Genomic DNA, 21,702 nt, shown 5'->3' with positions numbered 1-21,702 from the left:
GCTCAGGCCCGCCCGTGCGCGGACGCGGGATCGGTGCGTGCGTTCATTCGGGATTCCGCCACCAGCACACCAGCCAGGTTTCTCCCTGGTGCTGCATCCAGTCCTTCTGCAGGCCCTCGATTCCCTCCAGGTGCGGCCCCACCCGCACCAGGGCCGGCGCGAAGAAGGTGACCATGCAGGCCTTGCCGAGATGGCGCATGCGCTCGATCGTGGCCGGGATGTCCTTGATGTAGTACAGCACCTCGCAGGCCACGACCAGGTCGAAGCGGCCGCGCGCGTCGCCCCAGGGCTGCTGGTGGACGTCGGTGGCGGCGAACTGCGCCTCGGGCACGCGCACCCGCGCGCGCTCGATCGCGGTGGGGCTGACGTCGATGCCGTAGATCTCGTCGGCCAGCGCCCGCAGCGCGCGGGTCTGGTGGCCTTCGCCGCAGCCGATTTCCAGCAGCGAGCCCACGCGCCCGATATGGCGCTCGATCAGCGCGTTGGTGGCGGCGAACCGCGCCTGCTCGAGCCCCGATTCCATGTTCCATGGATCCCCCAGCTTGTAGGCCAGGTCGAGCCGCTCGTAGTTGTCGGCGCCGCCGACGCCGCGCATGGCGTACTTCATCCAGGTGCGACGGATGGCCTTCCTGAGTTTGGCGTTGATGCGCTGCATGGAATTACCAGACCTGTCTGGCCGACGCGGCCATCGGTGGGCACGGGCGCGCATCGGCGCGCGCCAGCACGGCGGCCTGCTCGCCGCCGGGACGCGGACGCGATGCGCGCAGGGGTTGCAGCGGCGAACTGTACCAGTCGATCACCTTCGAACATTCGAAGCGCACCCACGAAGGCCCGTACAGCCAGTGCGTGCCGCCCAGTTCGCGACTGACCGGTTCGCCGAGCATCGACACCACGTCGCGCGCCTCCATCCCCTGGCGCAGCGCCATGGCCGCAGGACGCGCCGTTCCACGTTCGTTACCGGCAACACCACCACTGAATCCGGCCGACGGTCCGCCGGTGCGCGAAAGCCACCACACCAGCAGCGCCGCGAGCAGCAAGATGCCATACACGATCAATCGCGACGACCGGCGGGGCTGCGCGTCCTCCATCTCCGGCTCCACCACCACGCGGGCCGCCCGGCGGGGTTCGGCGTTGCTGCGTGCGCGGCGCGCGGGCGCGGCCGGCGCGCCGGGGAGCCGGCCGTAATGGCGATGGAATTCCAGCGCCGCCGCGTAGCGCAGGTTGAGGGTCTTGAGGGTGTCCTCGCCCGACTCTCCCGCGCGGTCGGGGTGCAGGTCCGCGACGCGTCGCCGGTACGCCATGCGCAGGCCGTCCAGCGAGCAGTCCGGTTCGATCCCGAGCTCGCTGTACAGGGCGATGAAGTCGGTCTGGTCGGACATGGGGCGGTTCAGCGGGCGGTCGATTCGAGACAGCGTACGGGAAACGGCGTCCTGCCCGGCCAGAAGTGGCGTGCGCACGCGCGCGCCGTGGCGGTCCCCGCGGCGAGCGCCTATGCTTGCGCCAGGGCGGCACGGGGCGCCTGTGGTGGCCCCGGCGCAGGCGCGCCGACCAGGGATGTATCCGCCGCCGCTCTTGTCATCAGGGGACACGATATGCGCCGCTCGAGGCGGGAACGATCGCCGGTGCGCACGGACCGCGACCAGGCGCGCCATGTCGATTGAGTCGGCCATCGTCGCTGCATCCGGGCGGCAGCCCGCGCCCGGCAGCCGGCGCCAGCGCCTGGCCGAGCGCGCGCATGCCTGGGGCATGCTGCCGCTGATGCGCACCGTGCGCGGCCTGTTCCGGCGCGACCTGCGGGTGCTCGCCTACCACCGGGTGCGCGAGGTCGGGCCGGATTTCGCGTTCGACCGCGCCCTGGTCAGCGCCTCGCCCGAGGGGTTTCGCAGCCAGATGCGCCACCTTGCCGAGCGGTTCAACCCCGTGTCCTGCCGCGAGGTGACGGCCGCGCTCGACGGCGGCCCCGCGCTGCCACGCGATGCGGTGCTGGTCACCTTCGACGACGGCTACGACGACAACCACGACGTTGCCTTCCCCATCCTGCGCGAGACCGGAGTGCCGGCGACCTTCTTCGTGTCCACCGGCCACATCGACAGCGGCATGCCCTATGCCTACGACTGGCTGGCGCACCTGGTGGTGACGATGGACGAGGCGCGGCTGCGCATCCCGGAACTGGAGATCGACGTCCTCCTGCCCCCGGGCCGCGACGCGCGCCATGCGACCACCTCGATGGTGCTCGACCGGCTCAAGTACCTCGACGATGCCGGCCAGCAGGCCGTGATCGACGCGCTGCAGGCGCGCTGCGGCCGCCCGCGCACGGCGCCGCATGCCGACTGCCGCCCCATGACCTGGGACCAGTTGCGCGAGATGCGCGACGGCGGCATGGAGATCGGCGGCCATGGCGTGCACCACCGGATGCTGGCCAAGCTGCCCGACGACGCGCTGGCCGCCGAGATCGGCGAATGCCAGGCGCGGCTGACCGCCGAACTCGGCGCACCGGCGATCGCGGTGTCGTATCCGGTCGGCGGTCCCGACGCCTACGACGCGCGGGTGATCGAGGCCGTGCGCGCGCAGGGTTTCCGGCTGGGCTTCAGCTACGTCAGCGGCGTCAGCGCTCCCGACCAGGACAACCGCTACCGCCTGCTGCGCGTGCCGGTGGAATCGGATGTCGGCGAGCCGTGGTTCCAGGGCATCGTCGCCGCGCCGGAACTGTTCTCGCACGCCTCGACGCTGAGGGTCTATCCATCGTGATGGTGTTTTTGCTTGTCTGGCTGGCGCTGGTACTGATCCGTCCCCAGGAATACCCCGCCCTCGTCGACATGGGCATCCCGATCCTGCCGATCGCGCTGCTGGGTGCGCTGGGCATGTGGATGCTCAGCTCCCAGCGCCGGCCGTTCCAGCAGCCCACCTACCTGCTGCTGGTCGTGTTCATCGTGATCGGCATGTTCACGATGGTGGTGAACGGCTGGGCGGGCGGCGCGATCTCGCGCTTCATGCACTTCCTGCCGGCGCTGATCGCGCTGGTGCTGATCGCGCAGGCCGGGCATTCGCCGAAGAACCTGCTGCGGATGATGTGGGTGATCGCGCTGTGCGCGCTGGTGCTGACCATCCACGGCATCGAGCAGGTGAAGCTGGGCCAGGGCTGGACCGGCATGCCGACCGTGCAGGACGGGCGCATCCAGTACGTGGGCATCTTCAGCGATCCCAACGACCTGGCCATGCTGTTCATCATGTCGATCCCGATGACCCTGCTGATGGGCCATCGCGGCGGCGCGATGGGGATGCGGCGACTGTTCTGGTGGTCGGTGGCGCTCGCGCTGCTCTACGGGGTGTACCTGACCGACTCGCGCGGCTCGTTCCTGGCGGTGATGGCGATGGCGGGCGTGTGGCTGTGGCTGCGCCGCGGCCTGATCGTGGCCGGCACCCTGGGCGCGGCCGGGCTGGCGGTGCTGATGGCCCTGCCCACGCGCATGCAGGAACTCGATGCCGGCGAGGCCTCGGCCTATGGGCGCATCGAGACCTGGTACGACGGCATCCAGATGTTCCTGGCCAACCCGGTGTTCGGCGTGGGCGTGGGCAACTTCACCGAACACACCTGGCTGACCGCGCACAACTCGTTCGTGCTGGTGCTGGCCGAGACCGGCATCGTCGGCTACACGGTGTGGCTGGCGATGGTGGGCTACTGCGCGCTGATGCCGGTGATGGTGCTGCGCCTGCCCGCGGTGATGGAGGATCCGGAGCACCAGCATGCCTGGGACGAGGAGCGTCGCGTGGCGATGACCCTGCTGATCTCGATGGTCGGCTTCTTCGCCTGCGCCTTCTTCCTCAGCCGCAGCTACGTGATCCTGCTCTACATCCTGCTCGGCCTGGTGACCGGCTGGTACGGCGGCGCGCAGGAGCGCTGGGGCGGCCTGCCCGTGTTCAGCGTGCAGCGCGACTGGTTCAAGTGGTGCGTTCTGGCGGTAGGCAGTGCGATCGCGCTGTGGCTGGTGGTCAAGGTCCTGTTCGTGATGGCCGGCTGATGAGTACGCGCGGCCAGGTGATCCGCAACACCCTGTTCTCCTCGGTGGGCATCTACACCGAGTATTTCCTGGGCATGCTGACATCGATCATCATCGCGCGGCACCTGGGGCCGGCGCATTTCGGTACCTACGGCCTGGTGATCTGGCTGGTGGCCACGGGCGTGGTGATCACCAACTCGGGCGTCGCCAGCGCGGTGATCAAGTTCATCGCCGAGATGCGCGGCGCCGGTCGCGATGCCGAAATCCGCTCGCTGCTGGCCTGGGCCTGGCGGGTGCAGGCGGGCTTCCTGGCCGCGGTGCTGCTGGGCGGCACGGTGCTGTTCCTGACCCATGGCCAGCGGCTCATGCCCGGCTTCAACCACACACTGCTGCTGGTGATCCTGCTGGCCACCACCGCGCTGCGCGCCTCGTACATGCTCAACGTCGGCATCGCCAAGGGCTACGAGAACTTCCGCGCCATCGCCGCGATCGCCGTGATCGTGGCGCCGATCAACCTGCTGATGATTCTGCTGGTGTGGTGGCTGGACGGCCCGATGGAATGGTTCCTGGGCACGTTCACCGGATCGAGCCTCATCTTCTGGTGGATCTCGCGCCGGCAGGTGGAGCCGCTGCTGCCTCCCGCGCAGGGGCGCCAGCCGCTGGACGCGGACACGCGCCGGCGCCTGCGCAGCTACACCTCGCTGGTGGCGGTGACGGTGGCGGTGAACTTCTTCACCGCCAGCGAGGTGGAGGTGCTGTTCCTGACCCTGTTCGACACCTCCGCCTCGGCCGGCCACTTCAAGGTGGCCTACCAGCTTTCCAGCGGCGCGCTGCTGCTGGTGCCGGGCGTCTTCGGCGCCCTGCTGCTGCCGATGATGGCCAACGCCCTGGCGCAGGGACGCGAGGTGGCGAGCCGCCGGCTGGCGATGTCGACCACCTACCTGGCCGCGCTGGCCGCGCCGCTGGTGGCCTTCGGCGTGCTGTTCGCGCACGAGATCATCGGCCTGCTGTATGGCGCCGCGTTCGCGCCGGCGGCCTTCGTGTTCGCCGGCTGCCTGGCGGCGGGCGCCGTGGCCACGGTCTGCCAGGGCGCATCGAGCTACCTGCTGGGCGCGGACCGGCAACGCATCCTGATGACCGTCGTCCTCGCCTGCGCGGCGGTCAAGATGCTGCTGGACGTGGTGCTGATCCAGCGCATGGGCCTGGCCGGCGCGGTGGCCGCGTACGCCGCGGCCAGTCTCCTGAGCAGCGTGCTGCTGATCGGCCTGGCGATGCACTACAGCGGCGCCCGGCTGGAATGGGGACGCATCGCCCGTGTGGTGGCCGCGGCCGCCATCGCCGGGGCCGCGGCCTGGCTGCTCAAGTCCCTGCTGCCGCCGGTGCCGCTGCTGTCGCTGGCGCTCGGCGGCGTGCTGCTGGCCGCGGCCTATGCCGTGGGCACCCTGCTGCTGGGCTTCTGGAGCGTGGCGGACCTGCAGCACCTGCAGCAACTGCATCTGCGCCTCGCCCGGGGGCGGCCGGCCTTCATGGGCCGCCTGCTCGGCTGGGCGTCGCGTCGCGCCGGAGCCACCGCATGAGCCTCTACGAAACCGCCTTCCGCCGTGCGCTGTACCCGGCCTACGAGGCGCTCCGCGGCCGCGGCATGCTGCGCTACCTGGCCGAGTACGAAGCCAACCAGTGGCGTTCCCCGGACGAGATCGCGGCGATCCAGTGGGCGAAGCTGCAGGCGCTGGTGGCGCACTGCTGGGACCAGGTGCGGTTCTATCGCAGCCGCTGGGAGGCGATCGGCTTCGAACCCGGCGACCTCAGGTCGATGGACGACTACGCGCGCCTGCCGGTGCTGACCAAGGCCGACATCCGCGGCCACTTCGAGGACCTGCAGGCGCACTCGTTGCGCGGCAGCTTGCTGTTCAAGGCCACCGGCGGCTCCACCGGCGAGCCGCTGCGCTTCGGCTATACCCGCGAAAGCAACGACCGGCGCTCGGCGGTGATGTGGCGCGGCTACGGCTGGACCGGCGCGCGCATGGGACGGCGCACCCTCTTCCTCTGGGGCGGCGCGGTGGGCGAGCCCGGCCGGGTGGCGCAGATCAAGGAGCGCCTGTACCACGCGGCCTTCCACCGCCGCATGCTCAACAGCTTCCTGATGCGCGACGACAACATGGCCGCCTACGCCGACACCATCGCCGCGTACCGGCCCGAGGTGATCGTGGCCTATGTCGACCCGATTGTCCGTCTATCGAAATGGTTGCTCGCGCGGGGTCGCAGCATTCCCGGGGTGGTATCGGTGCTGGGCGCCGCCGAGGCGCTGCACGATTTCCAGCGGCCGATCATCGAGGCGGCGTTCCCGGGGGCGAAGGCCTACAACACCTACGGGTGCCGCGAGTTCATGCTGATCGCCTGCGAAGCGGAGGACCGCGACGGGTTGCTGGTCAACGCCGACCACCTGGTGGTCGAGCTGGCCGACGCGACACAGGCCGGAGACGGCAACGAGACCGGGGAACTCGCCATTACCGACCTGCACAACCTGGGCATGCCCTTCATCCGCTATGTCAACGGCGACGTGGCCAGCCGCAAGTCCCCGTGGCATGCCCACGGTCGCCGCGGGCTGCCGCGGCTGAGCCGCATCGACGGCCGCCGTCTCGACGCCATCCGCACGCCCGATGGCCGCGTGCTGCCGGGCGAGTTCTTCCCGCACATGCTCAAGGACGTGGCCGGCGTGCGCCGCTTCCAGGTGGTGCAGGACAGCCTCGAGCGCTTCACCCTGAAGGTGGTGCCTGGCCCCGAGTTCGGCGCCGAACAGGAAGCCTACGTGCGCCGCGAGCTCGCCAAGGTGCTGGGGAGCGACGCCAACCTCGACCTGCAGCGCGTCGACGACATTCCGCTGACCGCCAGCGGCAAGCTGCGCGTGACCGTGTCGAGGCTGCAGTGAGGATCAGCCACATCGTCGAGAACCTCAACCGTGGCGGCCTGGAACGCGTGGTCATCGACCTCGCCAAGGCCCAGGCCGCGGCAGGCCACGACTGCCAGGTGGTTTGCCTGTTCGAGGCCGGTTCGCTGGCGCACGAGCTGACCTCACAGGGCATCCCGGTGGTGGCCTGCGACAAGCGCGACGGCGCGGACATGCGGGCCCTGCTGCGCCTGCGCCGGGCACTGTCCAGCCAGCGCACCGAGGTGCTGCACAGCCATAACGGGCTGCCGCACTACTACGCCATGGCCGCCGCGATGGGGCTGGGCCTGCGCCGCATCGTCAACACCCGCCATGGCATGGGCGATGTCACCCCCTCCAGCCGTCGCGAATGGTTGTTCCGCCAGTCGATGCATTTCGCCGATGTCGCCGTGGCGGTGTCCGAGGCCGCGGGCCGGCGCCTGGCCGAAGCCGGCCTGGTGCCCACCCGGCGGCTGCGGGTGGTGCCCAACGGCATCCATCCCGAGCCCTTCCGCGAACGCGACGCGCAGCTGCGTGCGCAGATGGCGACCAGCCTGGGCCTGCCGCCGGAGACGCAGCTGGTGGGCTTCATCGGCCGGCTGAACTGGGCCAAGGACCTGCCGACCATGGTCGCGGCCTTCGCCCGGGTCTGTGCGCGGCGCGACGACGCCGCCCTGGTGATCGCCGGCGAAGGCGCCGAACGCGGCGCCGTGGAAGCGGCCATCGCGAATGCGGGCCTTGGCGGCCGTGTGTTCCTGCTCGGCGACCGCAGCGACGTGCCGCAACTGCTGCCGGCGTTGTCGATCTTCGCGATGTCCTCGGTGTCGGAGGGCTATTCGATCGCCCTGCTCGAGGCCTGCGCGAGCGCCCTGCCGATCGTGGCCACCGACGTGGGCGGCAACGCCGAGATCGTGCGCGACGGGGTGACCGGGCTGGTGGTGCCCGCCCGCGCGCCCGAGGCCTTCGCCGACGCGCTGGAACGGCTGCTGTCCGATCCCGCGCTGGCGGCGCGGATGGGCCAGGCCGGCCGCGAGTGGCTGCTGTCCAACGGCACCTTCGAGGTGATGTCCAACCGTTACCTCGAGGCCTACGCGGGCGCGCAGGCATGAAGGTGCTGGCGCTGACCAACCTGTTCCCGACCGCCTGGGACCCGCTGCGTGCGAGCTTCAACCGCCAGCAGTTCGATCGGCTGGGGCAGTACCACGAGCTGGATGTGATGGTGGCGGTCGACTTCCGCGACCGCCGCCGCGGCCCGCGCGGCGAGGCGCCGGTGCTGCAGCATGCGCGCTGCGCCGACTTCACCTTCTGGTACCCGCCGCGCATCGGCCGCAGCCTGCACGGGCTGGCCTGGTACGCCTCGCTGATGGCGCAGCGCGGCGCGCAGCTGCGGCGCGGGCGCTACGACCTGCTGCTGGCGAGCTGGGGCTATCCCGACGCGGTGGGCACGTCGCGGCTGGCGCGCAGGCTGGGTCTGCCCTATGTGGTGAAGGTGCATGGCAGCGACCTCAACGTGCAGGCCGAGCAGCCGCTGCATCGTCCGCAGATCGCCTCGGCCCTGCGCGGCGCGCGCGCGGTGATCGCCGTCAGCGACGCGCTGGCCGGCAAGGCCCGCGCCCTGGGCGTGGATGCCGACCGCGTGCACCTGCTCTACAACGGCGTCGATGCCGCGCGCTTCCGGCCCGGCGACCGCGCCGCCGCGCGCCGCGTGCTGGAGCTGCCGGACGACGGCCCGCTGCTGCTCTACGTCGGCAACCTCAAGCCGGCCAAGGGTTGCGTTGACCTGCTCGAAGCCTTTCCCGCCGTGCTGGCCCACCATCCGCGTGCGCGGCTCGCCTTCGTCGGCAGTGGCGCGGCCGACGGCACGCTGTCGCGGCGCGCACAGCAGCTGGGGATTGCCGACCGCGTGCTGCTGGCCGGAGCCCGGCCCCACGACCAGCTGCCGGTGTGGATGCAGGCGGCCGACCTGCTGAGCCTGCCCAGCCACAACGAGGGTGTGCCCAACGTGGTGCTCGAAGCCATGGCCTGCGGCCTGCCGGTGGTGGCGACGCGGGTCGGCGGGATCCCGGAGGTGCTGCCGGAGCAGGCGGGCATCCTGGTGCCGCCGCATGACCACGAGGCCCTGGGGCGCGCGCTGTCGGACGCGCTGCAGCGCCACTGGTCGCGCGAGGCCATCCTCGAACACGCCGCGGGCTTCCGCTGGGACGACAATGTCCGACACCTCGACCGCATCCTCCGCGATGCCGCCACGCCATGAGCATGTCCATGACCCGGCCCATCCAACCGCGTTCCCGCAAGGGCCGCCTGCTCGGGCTGCTGCCGTCCCGGCTGGTGACCACCCGCGTGCCCACGCGCGACAAGGTGCTGTACCTGAGTTTCGACGACGGCCCGCATCCGGAGTTCACCCCACCGGTGCTGGACCTGCTGGCCGCGCATGGCGCCACCGCCACGTTCTTCCTGATCGGCAGCCGCATCGACGAGTATCCGCAGATCACGCGCCGGATCGTCGACGAGGGCCATGCGCTGGGCAACCATTCCTGGAGCCATCCGCGCATGGGCGCGCTGCCGCTGCCGGCGCAGGTCGAGGAGATCGCGCGCACCGACAGCGCGCTGTCGGCCTACAGCGGACGCGCCACCCATCCCTTCCGGCCGCCCTGCGGCGAACTGCCGGCCAACCTGCTGCTGCACTTCGCGCGCATCGGCCGCAACATCGCCTTCTGGTCCTACGACAGCCACGACTACGAACTGCTGCCGACGCCGGTCCTGCTTCCGCAGATCGAAGCCGACCCGCCGCGCACCGGGGACACCATCCTGATGCACGACGACACCGCCGCCACCGTCGAACTCCTGGCCAGTCTGCTGCCGCAATGGCGCGCGCAGGGCTTCGAGGTCCGCGCGATGCCGGAGGGCCGCGGATGAAGGTACTGTACCACCACCGGACCCAGGGCAAGCGGGTCGAGGGCGTGCATATCCGCGGCGTGGCCAATGCGCTGCGCGAGCTGGGCTGCGAGGTGCGCGTGCTGTCGTTCCCGGGTGCCGATCCGGAGAAGGACGCCGGCTCGGGCGCCGCGCCTGCCGCATCCGCGCAGCCGGCCGCCGATCGCAAGGGCCATCTGGCCACCCTGGTCAGCAAGCTGCCGGGCGTGCTGTTCGAGTTCGCCGAACTGGGCTACAACCTGGTCACCTGGTGGCGCATCCGCGCCGAGATCCGCCGTCACCGGCCCGATTTCATCTACGAACGCTATTCGCTGTTCCTGTTCATGACGATCTGGATCGCGCGCCGCGAGGGCATTCCGATCGTGCTGGAGATCAACGACTCGGCCGTGGTGCAGCGCCTGCGCCCGCTGTGGCTGAAGTCGCTCGCACGCCGCATCGAAGGCTGGTGCATGACCCGCGCCACCGGGATCGTGTTCATCTCGACCTATTTCCGCGACCTGCTGGCCGACCATTACGGCCAGCTGCCGCCCTGCGTGGTCTCGCCCAACGCGGTGGACGCGCGCTTCGATCCCGGCCGCGTCAACCGCGATGCGCTGCGCCGCGCGCAGGGCCTGGAAGGGCGCGTGGTCTGCGGGCACATGGGCGTGTTCGCGCGCTGGCACGGCGTGCCTGGCTTCGTCGAAGCGATCATCGACCGGCTGGACGAAGCGCCGGAACTCACCCTGCTCATCGTCGGCGACGGCGAGGACCTGCCGGCCGTGCGCCGCGAGGTGGAAGCGCGCGGCCTCGGCGACCGCGTCCGCCTGCCCGGCCGCGTGCCGCACCACGAGATCCCGCAGTGGGTGGCGTGCATGGACTATGCCTTCCTGCCCGATTCCAACGAGTACGGTTCGCCGATGAAACTGTTCGAGCTGATGGCCATGGGCGTGGCGGTGGTCGCGCCGGACTACGATCCGGTGGCCGAGGTGATCGAGTCGGGGACCACCGGATGGCTGTTCCCGCGCAAGGACATCCGTGCCTGCGTCGATCAGGTGATCGCGCTGTGCGACCGCGGCGACGAGCGCGACCGCGTCGGTGCCGCGGCCCGGACCTATATCGAGCGCGAACGCCGCTGGCGCAACAACGCCCAGCAGCTGCTGTCGCTGGTGCCGGGCGGACGGGAGGCGACGGCATGAGCGCGCTCGCCTGGATCGCCCTGCTGGCGCTGGCCGGGGCCGCGGCGGCCGCACTCGTGGTGGCGCGTTTCATCCGGGCGCGCAACATGCAGATCTGGCTGCCGGCCTGGCTGCGCCGACCGACGCGCGCCCCGCATGCCGGCCCGACCCACATCATGTTCTGCTTCGTCGACCATTACGAACCGATGCACGGCCGTCCGGACCTGGAGACGCAGCGCGCGCGCGTGGACCGCTGGTGCCGCGACTATCGGACGCTGGCCGACCGTCATCGCGATGCCGATGGCCGCAAGCCGCAGCACGGGTTCTTCTACCCCGAGGAGGAGTACCTCGAGGAGCACCTGGAGAAGATCGAGGCACTGTGCCGCGACGGCTACGGCGAGCTGGAAGTCCACCTGCACCACGACAACGACACCGAAGCCAACTTCCGCGAGTCGATCACGCGCTTCAAGCGGCTGCTGCACGAACGCCATGGCGCGCTGCCGCGCCATCCTGAAACCGGCGAGGTGATGTTCGGCTTCATCCACGGCAACTGGTGCCTGGACAACTCGCGTCCGGACGGACGCTGGTGCGGCCTGGACAACGAGCTGATCCTGCTGCGCGAGCTGGGCTGCTATGCCGACTTCACCATGCCCTCGGCACCCAGCGATACCCAGACCAGCACCGTCAACTCGATCTACTACGCCACCGACGATCCGCTCAGGCCCAAGTCGCACGACCGCGGCGTGCCGGTGCGCGCCGGTGGCACGCCCAGCGGCGACCTGCTGCTGGTGCAGGGCCCTGTGGGCCTGAACTGGCGCGACCGCCGCCACGGCTTCGTGCCGCGGGTGGAGAACGCCGACATCCGCGCCAACTACCCGCCCACGCCCGGCCGGGTGGATGGCTGGGTCGAAACCGGCATCCATGTCGAAGGCCGGCCGGAATGGATCTTCATCAAGATCCATACCCATGGCGCGCCGGAGAAGGAAGCCGACGTGGTGCTCGGCCCCGACGTGGACGCGATGTTCAGCCACCTCGAGACCCGCTACAACGACGGCGAGCGCTACGTGCTGCATTACGTCAACGCGCGCGAGGTATACAACATCGTCAAGGCGGCCGAGGCCGGCCATGGCGGCGATCCCAACGACTGGCGCGACTTCATCCTGCCGCCGCCGCCCAACCGCGCCGCGGCCACCGCGGCATGAACATGGACGCGCACGCCACGAACGTCCGCGAGCGCGGGACGCACGCCATGAATGTGGCCAGCCTGATGTACCACGACGTGGTGGCGGCCGGCGAGGACGACGCCAGCGGATTCCCGGGCCCGTCCGCCGCCTCGTACAAGCTGCGCTGGCCCGAATACGAGGCCCAGCTCGCGCGGCTGGCCGCCACCGGGCTGCGCTTCACGCGCGTGGACGCCGACGACGCCTTCGCGCCGGATGCCTGCCTGCTCACCTTCGACGACGGCGGCGTCAGCGCCCTGCCCGCCGCCCGCCTGCTCGACGCGCTCGGCATGCGCGGCCACTTCCTCATCACCGGTTCTCGTATCGGCACCTCGGGATTCTGCAGCGAGGCCGACCTGCGCGCCCTCGCCGCCGCCGGCCATGTCGTCGGCAGCCATTCGCAGACGCATCCGGCCGACATCTCGCAGCTGCCCGCCGCGGCGCTCGACGCCGAATGGCGCGACAGCGTCGCGCGCCTGTCCGATGTGCTCGGCGCGCGCGTGGACGTGGCCTCGATTCCGGGCGGCTTCTATTCGCCCGCGGTCGCCGCGTCCGCCTTCGACAGCGGTATCCGTTACCTGTTCACGTCGGAACCCACCACCCGCGTGGTCCGCCGTGGCGAGGCCTGGCTGATCGGGCGCTACGCGCTGCAGCGCGGAATGGGCGCGGAGGCGGCTGCCGCCTTCGCCCAGGGCACCGGCACCGCGCGACAGCGGCAGTGGCTGCTGTGGAACCTCAAGAAACCGGCCAAGCGCTGGGCCGGCCCCGCGTACCGCTGGCTCAGGCGCCGCAGTTTCGGCGGCAGCTGAGCGACAACAAGAAACAGGAAGCCCCGATGGATCCCGTCGTCACGATCATCATCACGCCCCGCGACCGCTACACGGGGCTCGACGAATGCGTCGAGGCGGTCTACCGCCACACCCCGCAGCCTTTCCGGCTGTGGATCATGGACCTGGACTACCCCGATGCGGTGATCGGGCCGGTGCGCAAGCAGCTGCAGGGGCGTGCCGAAGTGCGTTTCTTCGAGCTCGGCCTGCGCACGCCGATGGACGCGCTGCGCGAAGCGCAGCCGCTGGTCGACACGCCGGCCGTGGTGCTGCTGGACAACGACTCGCGCGTGACCGAGGGCTGGCTGGCGCCGCTGCTCGCGGCCCTGGGCGACGGCAACGCCGTGGTCACGCCGCTGATCCTCGAGCGCGAGGGCGTCGATCGCGGCGCGCCGCTGCGCAACCACCTCTACACCGGCGAGATCCGCGTGGTCGACGTGGAAGGCACGCCCTACCTCATCGAGCACAAGCATTTCCGCCGCACCGAGGTGCCGGACCTGCCGCGCGAACGCACGCAGACGGGCACCTTCGAACTGCACTGCGTACTGTTCGACGGCGAAGTGTTCAGGCGCATCGAGTTGCCGTCGATGGTGATCCGCGAGCACCTGGACATCTCGCTGCAGATCGCGGCCATGGGCCGGACGATGGTGGTCGAGCCGACCTCGGTGATCCACTTCGACAACCTCGGCACGCGCATGGCGCTGGCGGACATGCGCTTCTTCTTCTTCCGCTGGGGACCGAAGCTGACCGGCCCGTCGTCGCGGCTGTTCGAGCGGCGCTGGGGCTACAAGTTCTATTCCGAGCAGTCGATGTACAACTGGGTGGTGCGACGCAAGGCCTTCCTCGTCTCGCGCTGGTTCGGCGCGCCGATCGGCATCGCCAACCGCGCCACCCAGGTGGCGAAGAAGCTGTTCTGCCGCGACTGGGATCCGCTGCCCGATCCGGACGGCGCCTCGCGTCCGCTGCTCGCCGGTGGCGTGCCGCCGCAGCTGAGCCACGAACTGCGCTGAAACGCCGCGCGGCCGCCGGCCGCGCCTGCTCACCACAGATGCAGGCGACGGTTGCCCAGCCAGGCGAACAGCGCCTGCGCGGCGAACAGGTTCATGTGCGCGAACGCCGCCGCGATGCGCACCGGCAGCAGCCGCGCCAGCGACGGCACCGCCCCGGCGACGATCACCAGCAGCACGAATGCGGCCAGCCCCGCGGCCGCCAGCAGATAGAACCAGTGCCGCCCCGCCAGGGCCAGGCTGGCACCGGCCAGCAGCAGCAACAGCCAGGGCGAGAGCAGGCGCAGCAGCTTGTGGCTGACGAAGCGCAGCCACGCAGGATTGACGCCCGGCAGCAGCAGCCAGGGCGCCAGCGACACCAGTTGGAAGTTTCCGGCCAGAGTGCGCAGTTTGCGGCCGCGCTCCTGCGTACTGCTGCTCGAAGGCCGGTCCCAGGCCACCGCGCCCTCCTCCAGCACCACGCGGTGCCCCGCGCGCAGCACCTGCATCGGCACGTACACGTCGTCGAGCACGGTGCCCGCAGGCACGACGGGAAACAGCGCGCGGCGCACCGCGTAGATCGCGCCGCTGACGCCGATCGCCGAGCCGCTGGCGCTCTCGGCCAGGCGGATCGCCTTCTCGTAGCGCCAGTACGCGTCCACGCTGGCCGCGAATCCGGTGTCGGGATCCTCGAAGCGCAGTTCGCCCGCCGCCACGCCCACCGCAGGATCGTCCAGGCAGGCGACCAGGCGACGCAGCGCATCGGGTTCGAGGCGCTGGCGCACATCCAGCATCAGCAGCACCTCGCCCGTGGCCGCCGCCACCGCATCGTTGAGGCAGGCGGCCTTGCCGCGGCGTTGCGCGTGCGCGATCACGGTAACCGGCCGCCCGCGATGCGCGCGCGCGATCTCTCCCGATGCATCGCCGCAGCCGTCGCAGACCACGACGATGTCGAGGAGTCCCGGCGGATAGTCGAGCGCGCACAGGTTGTCGAGCTTGGCGGCGAGGTCCGCCGCGCCGTTGTAGACGGTCATCACCGCGGTGACGGCCGGAAGGCTGTCGCCGTCACGCCGGACCGGGCGGGGACGCAGGCGCGCCTGCGCCATTACGAGCAGTGGATAGCCCGCATACGTATAGGTCAGCAGCCCGGCGGCGATCCAGAACACGACGATGGCGAACATAGGCCTCCGTGGCGGAATGGCCACGCTGAAGTGGAGCGGATCATCACTGCCGGACGCGGCGCCGGACTGGCTTCAGGCCGGCCGCGCGATCACCGCCAGATTCTCGCCGATTCCCATCCCGAGGTACGCATCCCGCACCCGTCTGCGCAGGCGGCGCGACCAACCATCCGGGGAGGCGGCGCGGCGGCGCGACGTGTCGGTCGCAGTCGCCTGCGCAGCCGGCGCGGCGCGTGGCGGCGCGACCAGGTACTCGTCCAGGCCCATCCCGACGGTGAAACTGGTCTGGACGATCCAGCCATGGCGGGCCAGCAGCCGGGTGAGCGTGTCGACGCTGTAGTAGGCCAGGTGGATCGGGAAGGCACGGAAGCGCTCGTCCACCTGCAGCCGCCGCGAAAGCGCCGGCAAGGCCAGGCGAGCGCGCAGCGAACGCAGGTTCGGCACCTCGATGAACAGGCGCCCGTCCGGCGCCAGCACGCGGCGCACGATGGACAGCGCGTCGCCGGGATCTTCCAGGTGCTCGAACACGTGGTGCATCGTCACCAGGCCGAACGCGGCCGAGGGCAGCGTCCCGGCATCGCCGGTGACATCGAGACCGGCGGCCTCGCAGGCGGCGCGGCCGCGCAGCCCCGGCTCGAAGCCGCGCACGTCCCAGCCGCGCGCGCGCATGTCCAGCAGGAATCCGCCACCGCCGGCGCCATAGTCCAGCAACGTCCTCGGCGCATCGGCGGGCAGCTGCGGCTCGATGCGGGACATCAGGAACTCGGCCACCTGCCCGCTCGAGGCCGAACCCGCGGTCTCGTGACAGTCGTAGGTATTCCCGTTGTAGAAACTGGCGAGCTGCTGGCTTGCCGGCCTGGGATTGACGAAGGCCAGGCCGCAGTCGCGACAGTCGACCAGGCCCAGCTTGCCGCGCAACGGATCGAAGACCTCGGTACCGATCCAGCGCCCCGGCGTGGGCAGCTTCCGGAACCGGCCGCTCTCGCAAACGGGACATGCCTCCACAACGACTGCAACCGCCACTGCCACCCCCTGCACTTGCCGGACACCGTGTCCGTAGAACGCGCCCCGCCGGCATGCGGCGCGGTCCCTGGAGGACCGAGCCGGCGGTACGCTGGGGCATGTGGATGCGGGTGCATCCGCCTGCCTTATGACTGCAAACGCAGCGGCGTAGCGAATCCGGTCACGGGAGCGAAGTCCGCGCTTCGCTGCTGCGGTGCGGTGCGAGCCGGTACGCCCGCTATCTGTACACCTGTCCGAGCGGTCGCATCCCGTGGAGTGCCAGCGGGGCCGGCACCGTCGGGCGCGGATCGCCACGCCCACTCAGGGGATGGCCCACGCTGCACGGCGATCGCTGTGGCCCCTGCGCAGAATACGAAGGCGGCCGCGAAGTTGCGCGGGCACGTCGTGGCGCCGCGCAGCGTTGTCACCTCGAGGCAGGACCGCGGGGCGGACGGGGCGTGCAGGCGCTTGGCACTGCCGCGCGATGTCACCGCCGCGGTATTGCGTCCGGCTGGCGCCCTCCGGCGCTTTATTCGAGGGCAGCCAGTGCCGCCCTGATCCAGCCCTGGAACCTGCGCCACAGCACCAGCGCGGCAGGAGTGATGCGCAGTTGCCGCGCCTGCGAAGCCGGGGCGACCGCAGCGGCCGGCGTCTGCTCGCCCGCGCTGCCGGCAGCCTCCACGCTGCGCGCCGGCGCCGGCGCTGCGGTGACCGCCGCCCGCCCGGCGGAGGCGCCGTTGGGCGGAGCCAGGGGCGCGCCGCCATTGCGCCGCATGGGCGCGCTGGCGAACGAGCAGCTGCTCGGCGCGGCCAGCGGCCAGCCGTTGCCGGGCCGCCAGTTGTCGAGCTTGCAGCCGTTGCGGTAGACGATGATTTCCTGGTTGCTGGCGACGTTGGCGAAGCGGTGCGTCGGCCCGCCGTTGGGGAAACGCACCTCCACATCGACTGTCGCATTGTTGCCCAGCCCGGTGTGCAGATGCGTCTGCGGATGCTGCTCGCCCACCAGCACCGGCATGTGCGCGATCAGTTGGCTGGTGCCCGGCCTGTACCAGCGCACGCTGGCGCCCACGCCGTCGCTGTTGCCCGCGGTGCCGCGCACGCGCACCTTCATCCAGCGGTTGCCGTCGGTATTGGTGGTATTGCGCCACAGGCCCAGGTTGCTCTGGAACTGGGTCTTGACGATGTCCAGGCGGCCGTCGTTGTCGAAATCGGCCACGTCCGCGCGCGGCTTGCCCGACTCCCAGCCGTTGGAACCCGTCCCGGACGCCGGGCCGAAGTTGGTGGTCGTCGACGCGGTGAAGGTCATGTTGCCGTTGTTGCGGTAGATCCGCACCGAGTCGCCGACGCCTGCCGCCATCAGGTCCTGCCAGCCGTCGTTGTCGAAATCGGCCGCGATGATGTTGCCGTAGTCGCTGACGGCGATGCTGGCCAGCCCCGACGAGGAAGACACGTCGGTGAAGCCACCGGAGCCGTTGTTGCGGTAGAGCAGGCCGCGGTTGCTGGCGCTGAACTGGGCGCCATCGAGGTAGAACAGATCGAGGTCGCCATCGTTGTCGAAGTCGGCCAGCAGCATCTGCATGAAGCTGCCGCCGTTGAAGGCCGGCACCGCAACCCAGGTCAGTGTGCCGCGATCGTTGCGCCAGTAGCCGCCGCGGGCGGGCTGGACGATGTCTGGCCAGCCATCGCCGGTCACGTCGCCCACGACCTGGTACGCAGCGCCACCCGAGGCCGGACGCAACTGCTGCCCAGACATGTTCGATACCAGCCGCGTGTCGGTCACCACTTCCAGGTTGCCGCTGCCTGTGATGTCGCCGAAGGCGCAGTAGCCCTCGCAGCCATTCTCCTTGCCGGCGAAGCGCGGCATACGCGCGCCGTCGCTGGAGCCGTTGCGGTAGCGCGCGCCCATCGCATTGCCTTGGCGGCCCCAGAAGTCCTGCTTGCCGTCACCGTTGAAATCCAGCCGCGTGACCCAGCCGCTGATGAGTGGGTTACCCGAGACGTAATGATTGGTCTGACTGCTGGGCGCATGCTGGAACGTACCGCTGCCGTCGCAGCGGTTGTTCCACAGGCGCGAGGTCGCGCCCCAGTCGCTGTGCGAGACGATGAAGGCGTCGGGACAGCCGTCACTGTTGAAGTCCACGAACAGCGCGTCGAATCGGTACTGCGAATCGGGAATGGAATCCACGCGCTGCGCGGCCTCGTTGACGAAAGTCAGCGGGCCGGCCGCCTTTACGGGCGCCGATGCGGCCGACATGCGCGGCGCGGGGGCGCCGCCCTGGTCGGCGAAGCAGGCGCCCGCACAGGCGCACAGCAGGGCCAGCGCCAGGGCGCGGGGACGGGTCATTGCGCGAGCAGCCATGTCATCTCCGGGTTGCGGTGTTGCCAGTTGAATGCGCGCGGGGTATGCGAGACCGCGGCGCATTCGCGATTGAAGTAGTTGGCGAGGCGTTCGGCCCGCCGCGAGAATTTCTCCCGCCAGTCCGGATCCGTTTCGAAGTGGCGCGCGGCGGCGACCACCATCAGCAGTTCCGGGTTGTGGGCGTCCGAACCCCAGCCTTCGCTTTCCTGGATCTCCACGATCCGCTCGCGCGGCGCGGTGGCCGACGAGAAATACCAGCCGATCGTGCCGCCTGCGTTGCAGGTCGAGCGCCACTTGCCGGCGAGTTCGTCAGGCACGAATCCATGCTGTTCGAGATAGCGGCCGGCATCGCGCAGCATCACCGGGATGCGCTCGTCCCCGGTGACCAGCCATGCGCGCCACAAACCGCCGGCGATGTTGGCCGTCATCCACGGCGATGCGCCGCGCACGTCGGTGGCCGCGTCGTAGTCGGCGCCTTCGTGGGCCTGCCAGGAATGGGTCCACGCACCGGTGACGGGATCGCCGCCGGGCGGCGACTGCTGGTGGTCGTGGAGCCAGCCGACGATGTCCAGCACCTGGCCGCGAGTCTGCAGCGAGCCGGTCAGCTCGTAGGACGCGACCAGGTGCTCGAGCGCCAGCCCGACCTGGCGTTCGGTCCAGGCTTGCCCGGCGCCCGCGTACGGCCCCATCGGCGTGCTCCAGCCGCCCTTGAACTGGTTGGCCGCCATCTGCACCACGGTCGCCGCGTCCAGCCGGGTGTCGTCTCCGGCCAGTGCGACCAGCAGCAGGTGCGGGGTGACGTAGCTGTACTTGGGGTCGCAGGCGTTGACGCCGTCGAACTCCCAGCCGCCGGTGCAGTCCGGCCAGCCGCCGCCATTGCCCTCGCGCTTGATCTTCGAGAGGTAGAAGGTGGCCGAGTTGTAGAACTCGGCGAAGCGGTCGGCGCGACCGCTGCGCAGGTACTGCAGCCCGATCACCGAGGCGCGGTCGAACAGGAAGGCGTGCGCGCCCGAATACGGCGCATCCTTCGCCCAGGCCCACTGCCCGTCGACATAGCGGTCGTAGTCGCGCCCCCGGTCGTAGGCCAGCTGCGGGCCTGCGATCTGCGACTGCACCAGCCATTCCGCATCGAGCGTGGCGATCACGCGCGGCACCGGCGCATCCATCTTGCCCGGGCGCGTGCCCTCGTCGTAAGGCACCTCGTCGATCGAACCCGTGCGCGGCTGGGTGATGTCGAAACGATAGCGGGCGCGCGGGTCGGCAACGAACTGCACCTTGACCGCGCGGATGCTGTCGTCCTTCCAGTGCCAGCGCAGGGTCGGCCGCACGAAGGCCGGCACTTCGGCACCTTCGGCATCCAGAATGCGCACGCGGCCGGCGTCGGTCAGCGTGCCCTGGGCGAAGGGAATGCCCAGGCTGACCAGTTCACGATCCTCGACCGGACCATTCGGCGTCAGGGTGATGACGGTGGACGGTCCGGCAGGTACCGCATCGGCAACCTGGCTCGCCGCCGACGTTCTGGCCGCCGCGCGCTCCGAGCACGCGGCCAGGACAGGCAAGGCGCACAGCAGGAGCACCTGCAGCAGCGGCACACAGCGTCTGGCAGCAGCGATGGGCAGCATGGGTCATGTCTCCGGCAGGCATTGGCAGGCACCCCTGACGTCCAGCCACGGGCTAGGCCCGTTTTTGGCCGGCTGGAGTATAGGGTTGGGTTCCCGGCCCCCTGTGGCAGGCGACAGCAGTGGGCAACACGTCACAGCCTGTGGTCAGAAATCTGACAGGGTGACGCGTGCCGATCGCGGTCTGACCACTCCGGAATCGGCGTATCCTATTTCAAATCAATGGCTTGTTGAATACATGGCAAATCCGGACGTACAGGCGCCAAAAACGGCAAACAGTGACGCAGGTCCGGGATGGCGCTGGCCCCGGGCGCGGGACGGCGAGTTTCTGGTGGCCGGCCGGCCGCTGTCGAACGTGGTCGACGAAGTCGGCGGAACGCCCTGCTATCTCTACGACCGCAGCCGCCTGGCCGAACGCGCGGGCAGCCTGCGCGCGGCGCTGCCGCGCGAGGTGCTGCTGCACTACGCGATCAAGGCCAACCCGATGCCGGCACTGGCCGGCTTCATGCGCGCGCATGTCGACGGCTTCGATGTCGCCTCGGCGGGCGAACTGCGCGTCGCCCTGGACGCAGGCATCGACCGCGAGCACGTGAGCTTCGCCGGTCCCGGCAAGCAGGAAGCGGAGCTGCAGCGCGCGCAGGCGGCGGGCATCCTGGTCAATCTCGAGTCGTTCCGCGAGATCGACATCCTCGCGCGCGCGTCCGAACGCAACGGCACGCCTGCGCGGGTGGCGATCCGCGTCAACCTGCCCTTCGAGCTCAAGGCATCGGGCATGAAGATGAGCGGCGGCGCCAAGCAGTTCGGCGTCGATGACGACCAGGTGCCGGCGCTGCTGCAGCGGATCGCGGCCGCCGGGCTGGCGTTCGAGGGATTCCACTGTTTCGCCGGTTCGCAGAACCTGCGTGCCGAAGCGATCGTCGAGGCGCAGCAGGGCAGCTACGAACTGGTCCGGACCTGGCAGGACCGGTTTCCCGCGCCGCTGCGCTCGCTCAACCTCGGCGGCGGCTTCGGCATTCCGTACAGCGACCGCGACCGGCCGCTCGACCTGGGGCCCGTTGCCGAGTCGCTGCACGCGCTCGCCGCGCGCGCCGGCGGCGATTTCGGGCCGCAGGCGCGGCTGGTGGTCGAACTCGGCCGCTACCTCGTCGGCGAGGCGGGCCTGTACGTCTGCCGCGTGCTGGACCGCAAGCAGTCGCGGGGCAAGGTGTTCCTGGTCACCGACGGCGGCATGCACCAGCACCTGGCCGCGTCGGGCAACTTCGGGCAGGTGATGCGCCGCAACTATCCGATCGCGATCAACGGCGCCGGCGGGCTGCGGGAAAAGGCCAGCGTGGTCGGCCCGCTGTGTACGCCGCTCGACCTGCTTGGCGACGATGTCGAGCTCGACCATGCCGAACCCGGCGACCTGGTGGTGGTGTTCCAGTCCGGCGCCTACGGCCGTTCGGCCAGCCCGCGGCAGTTCCTCGGGCATCCGGACGTGGCCGAGGCGCTGGTCTAGG

Annotated in this window: 18 protein-coding genes; 12 read left to right on the top strand and 6 right to left on the bottom strand. The window is 70.3% G+C overall.

From position 1 onward, the window contains the following. Nucleotides 1-43: 43 nt before the first annotated feature. Together ACQYVW_RS12805 and ACQYVW_RS12800 are read right to left on the bottom strand one after the other, a co-directional pair. Nucleotides 44-655, bottom strand: a complete 612-nt coding sequence (locus ACQYVW_RS12805; RefSeq protein WP_434947254.1) for a class I SAM-dependent methyltransferase — start codon at nt 653-655, stop codon at nt 44-46. 4 nt (nt 656-659) lie between these two features. Further along, on the bottom strand, nt 660-1,379 hold the full coding sequence (locus ACQYVW_RS12800) for a hypothetical protein (protein WP_434947253.1): 720 nt from the start codon (nt 1,377-1,379) through the stop codon (nt 660-662). Between the two features lie 271 nt (nt 1,380-1,650). Between ACQYVW_RS12800 and ACQYVW_RS12795 the strand changes: the two genes are divergently transcribed. Genes ACQYVW_RS12795 through ACQYVW_RS12745 form a run of 11 tightly spaced genes read left to right on the top strand, consistent with a single transcriptional unit; the run spans nt 1,651 to nt 14,069 of the window. Continuing rightward, entirely contained in the window at nt 1,651-2,748 is a 1,098-nt protein-coding gene (locus ACQYVW_RS12795) for a polysaccharide deacetylase family protein (RefSeq protein ID WP_434947252.1), read from the top strand. Next, on the top strand, nt 2,748-4,019 hold the full coding sequence (locus tag ACQYVW_RS12790) for an O-antigen ligase family protein (RefSeq protein WP_434947251.1): 1,272 nt from the start codon (nt 2,748-2,750) through the stop codon (nt 4,017-4,019). Before ACQYVW_RS12795 ends, ACQYVW_RS12790 begins: the two co-directional genes overlap by 1 nt. Next, the gene (locus ACQYVW_RS12785; RefSeq protein ID WP_434947250.1) at nt 4,019-5,575 is read left to right on the top strand and encodes an oligosaccharide flippase family protein; all 1,557 of its coding nucleotides are present in this window, start codon (nt 4,019-4,021) and stop codon (nt 5,573-5,575) included. The genes ACQYVW_RS12790 and ACQYVW_RS12785 overlap by 1 nt, the downstream gene beginning before the upstream one ends. Beyond that, nucleotides 5,572-6,927 (top strand): phenylacetate--CoA ligase family protein, encoded by a 1,356-nt coding sequence (locus ACQYVW_RS12780; RefSeq protein WP_434947249.1) that lies wholly within the window; start codon nt 5,572-5,574, stop codon nt 6,925-6,927. The genes ACQYVW_RS12785 and ACQYVW_RS12780 overlap by 4 nt, the downstream gene beginning before the upstream one ends. After that, entirely contained in the window at nt 6,924-8,033 is a 1,110-nt protein-coding gene (locus ACQYVW_RS12775) for a glycosyltransferase (protein ID WP_434947248.1), read from the top strand. Before ACQYVW_RS12780 ends, ACQYVW_RS12775 begins: the two co-directional genes overlap by 4 nt. Then, nucleotides 8,030-9,178, top strand: coding sequence for a glycosyltransferase family 4 protein (locus ACQYVW_RS12770; protein ID WP_434947247.1), 1,149 nt, complete (start codon nt 8,030-8,032; stop codon nt 9,176-9,178). The genes ACQYVW_RS12775 and ACQYVW_RS12770 overlap by 4 nt, the downstream gene beginning before the upstream one ends. Nucleotides 9,179-9,186: 8 nt before the next feature. Beyond that, on the top strand, nt 9,187-9,840 hold the full coding sequence (locus ACQYVW_RS12765; RefSeq protein WP_434947246.1) for a polysaccharide deacetylase family protein: 654 nt from the start codon (nt 9,187-9,189) through the stop codon (nt 9,838-9,840). After that, on the top strand, nt 9,837-11,033 hold the full coding sequence (locus ACQYVW_RS12760; RefSeq protein WP_434947245.1) for a glycosyltransferase family 4 protein: 1,197 nt from the start codon (nt 9,837-9,839) through the stop codon (nt 11,031-11,033). The genes ACQYVW_RS12765 and ACQYVW_RS12760 overlap by 4 nt, the downstream gene beginning before the upstream one ends. Then, the gene (locus ACQYVW_RS12755) at nt 11,030-12,214 is read left to right on the top strand and encodes a hypothetical protein (RefSeq protein WP_434947244.1); all 1,185 of its coding nucleotides are present in this window, start codon (nt 11,030-11,032) and stop codon (nt 12,212-12,214) included. Before ACQYVW_RS12760 ends, ACQYVW_RS12755 begins: the two co-directional genes overlap by 4 nt. Nucleotides 12,215-12,261: 47 nt before the next feature. Beyond that, the gene (locus ACQYVW_RS12750) at nt 12,262-13,041 is read left to right on the top strand and encodes a polysaccharide deacetylase family protein (protein ID WP_434933770.1); all 780 of its coding nucleotides are present in this window, start codon (nt 12,262-12,264) and stop codon (nt 13,039-13,041) included. A gap of 26 nt (nt 13,042-13,067) precedes the next feature. Further along, entirely contained in the window at nt 13,068-14,069 is a 1,002-nt protein-coding gene (locus ACQYVW_RS12745) for a glycosyltransferase family 2 protein (protein ID WP_434947243.1), read from the top strand. Between the two features lie 29 nt (nt 14,070-14,098). Here ACQYVW_RS12745 and ACQYVW_RS12740 read toward each other — a convergent pair whose 3' ends face one another. The 4 genes from ACQYVW_RS12740 to ACQYVW_RS12725 all read right to left on the bottom strand — a co-directional run bounded on the left by ACQYVW_RS12740 (nt 14,099) and on the right by ACQYVW_RS12725 (nt 20,206). Next, a complete protein-coding gene (locus ACQYVW_RS12740; RefSeq protein ID WP_434933773.1) occupies nt 14,099-15,226 on the bottom strand; it encodes a glycosyltransferase family 2 protein in 1,128 nt (375 codons plus the stop codon). Nucleotides 15,227-15,298: 72 nt separating this feature from the next. Continuing rightward, nucleotides 15,299-16,228: a class I SAM-dependent methyltransferase gene (locus ACQYVW_RS12735; protein ID WP_434947242.1), complete on the bottom strand. Its 930-nt coding sequence runs from the start codon at nt 16,226-16,228 to the stop codon at nt 15,299-15,301. A 526-nt stretch (nt 16,229-16,754) separates the two neighbouring features. Next, nucleotides 16,755-18,569: an FG-GAP repeat domain-containing protein gene (locus tag ACQYVW_RS12730; protein ID WP_434947241.1), complete on the bottom strand. Its 1,815-nt coding sequence runs from the start codon at nt 18,567-18,569 to the stop codon at nt 16,755-16,757. Beyond that, entirely contained in the window at nt 18,566-20,206 is a 1,641-nt protein-coding gene (locus tag ACQYVW_RS12725; RefSeq protein WP_434947240.1) for a hypothetical protein, read from the bottom strand. Before ACQYVW_RS12725 ends, ACQYVW_RS12730 begins: the two co-directional genes overlap by 4 nt. Here ACQYVW_RS12725 and ACQYVW_RS12720 point away from each other — a divergent pair. Beyond that, the gene (locus ACQYVW_RS12720; protein ID WP_434947239.1) at nt 20,196-21,701 is read left to right on the top strand and encodes a pyridoxal-dependent decarboxylase, exosortase A system-associated; all 1,506 of its coding nucleotides are present in this window, start codon (nt 20,196-20,198) and stop codon (nt 21,699-21,701) included. The genes ACQYVW_RS12725 and ACQYVW_RS12720 overlap by 11 nt on opposite strands. Nucleotide 21,702: the final 1 nt, after the last annotated feature.

It is taken from the genome of Luteimonas campi, from assembly GCF_051162505.1.
In the GTDB taxonomy this organism is placed as follows: Bacteria; Pseudomonadota; Gammaproteobacteria; order Xanthomonadales; family Xanthomonadaceae; genus Luteimonas.
This window is presented reverse-complemented; position numbering and strand designations above follow the sequence as displayed.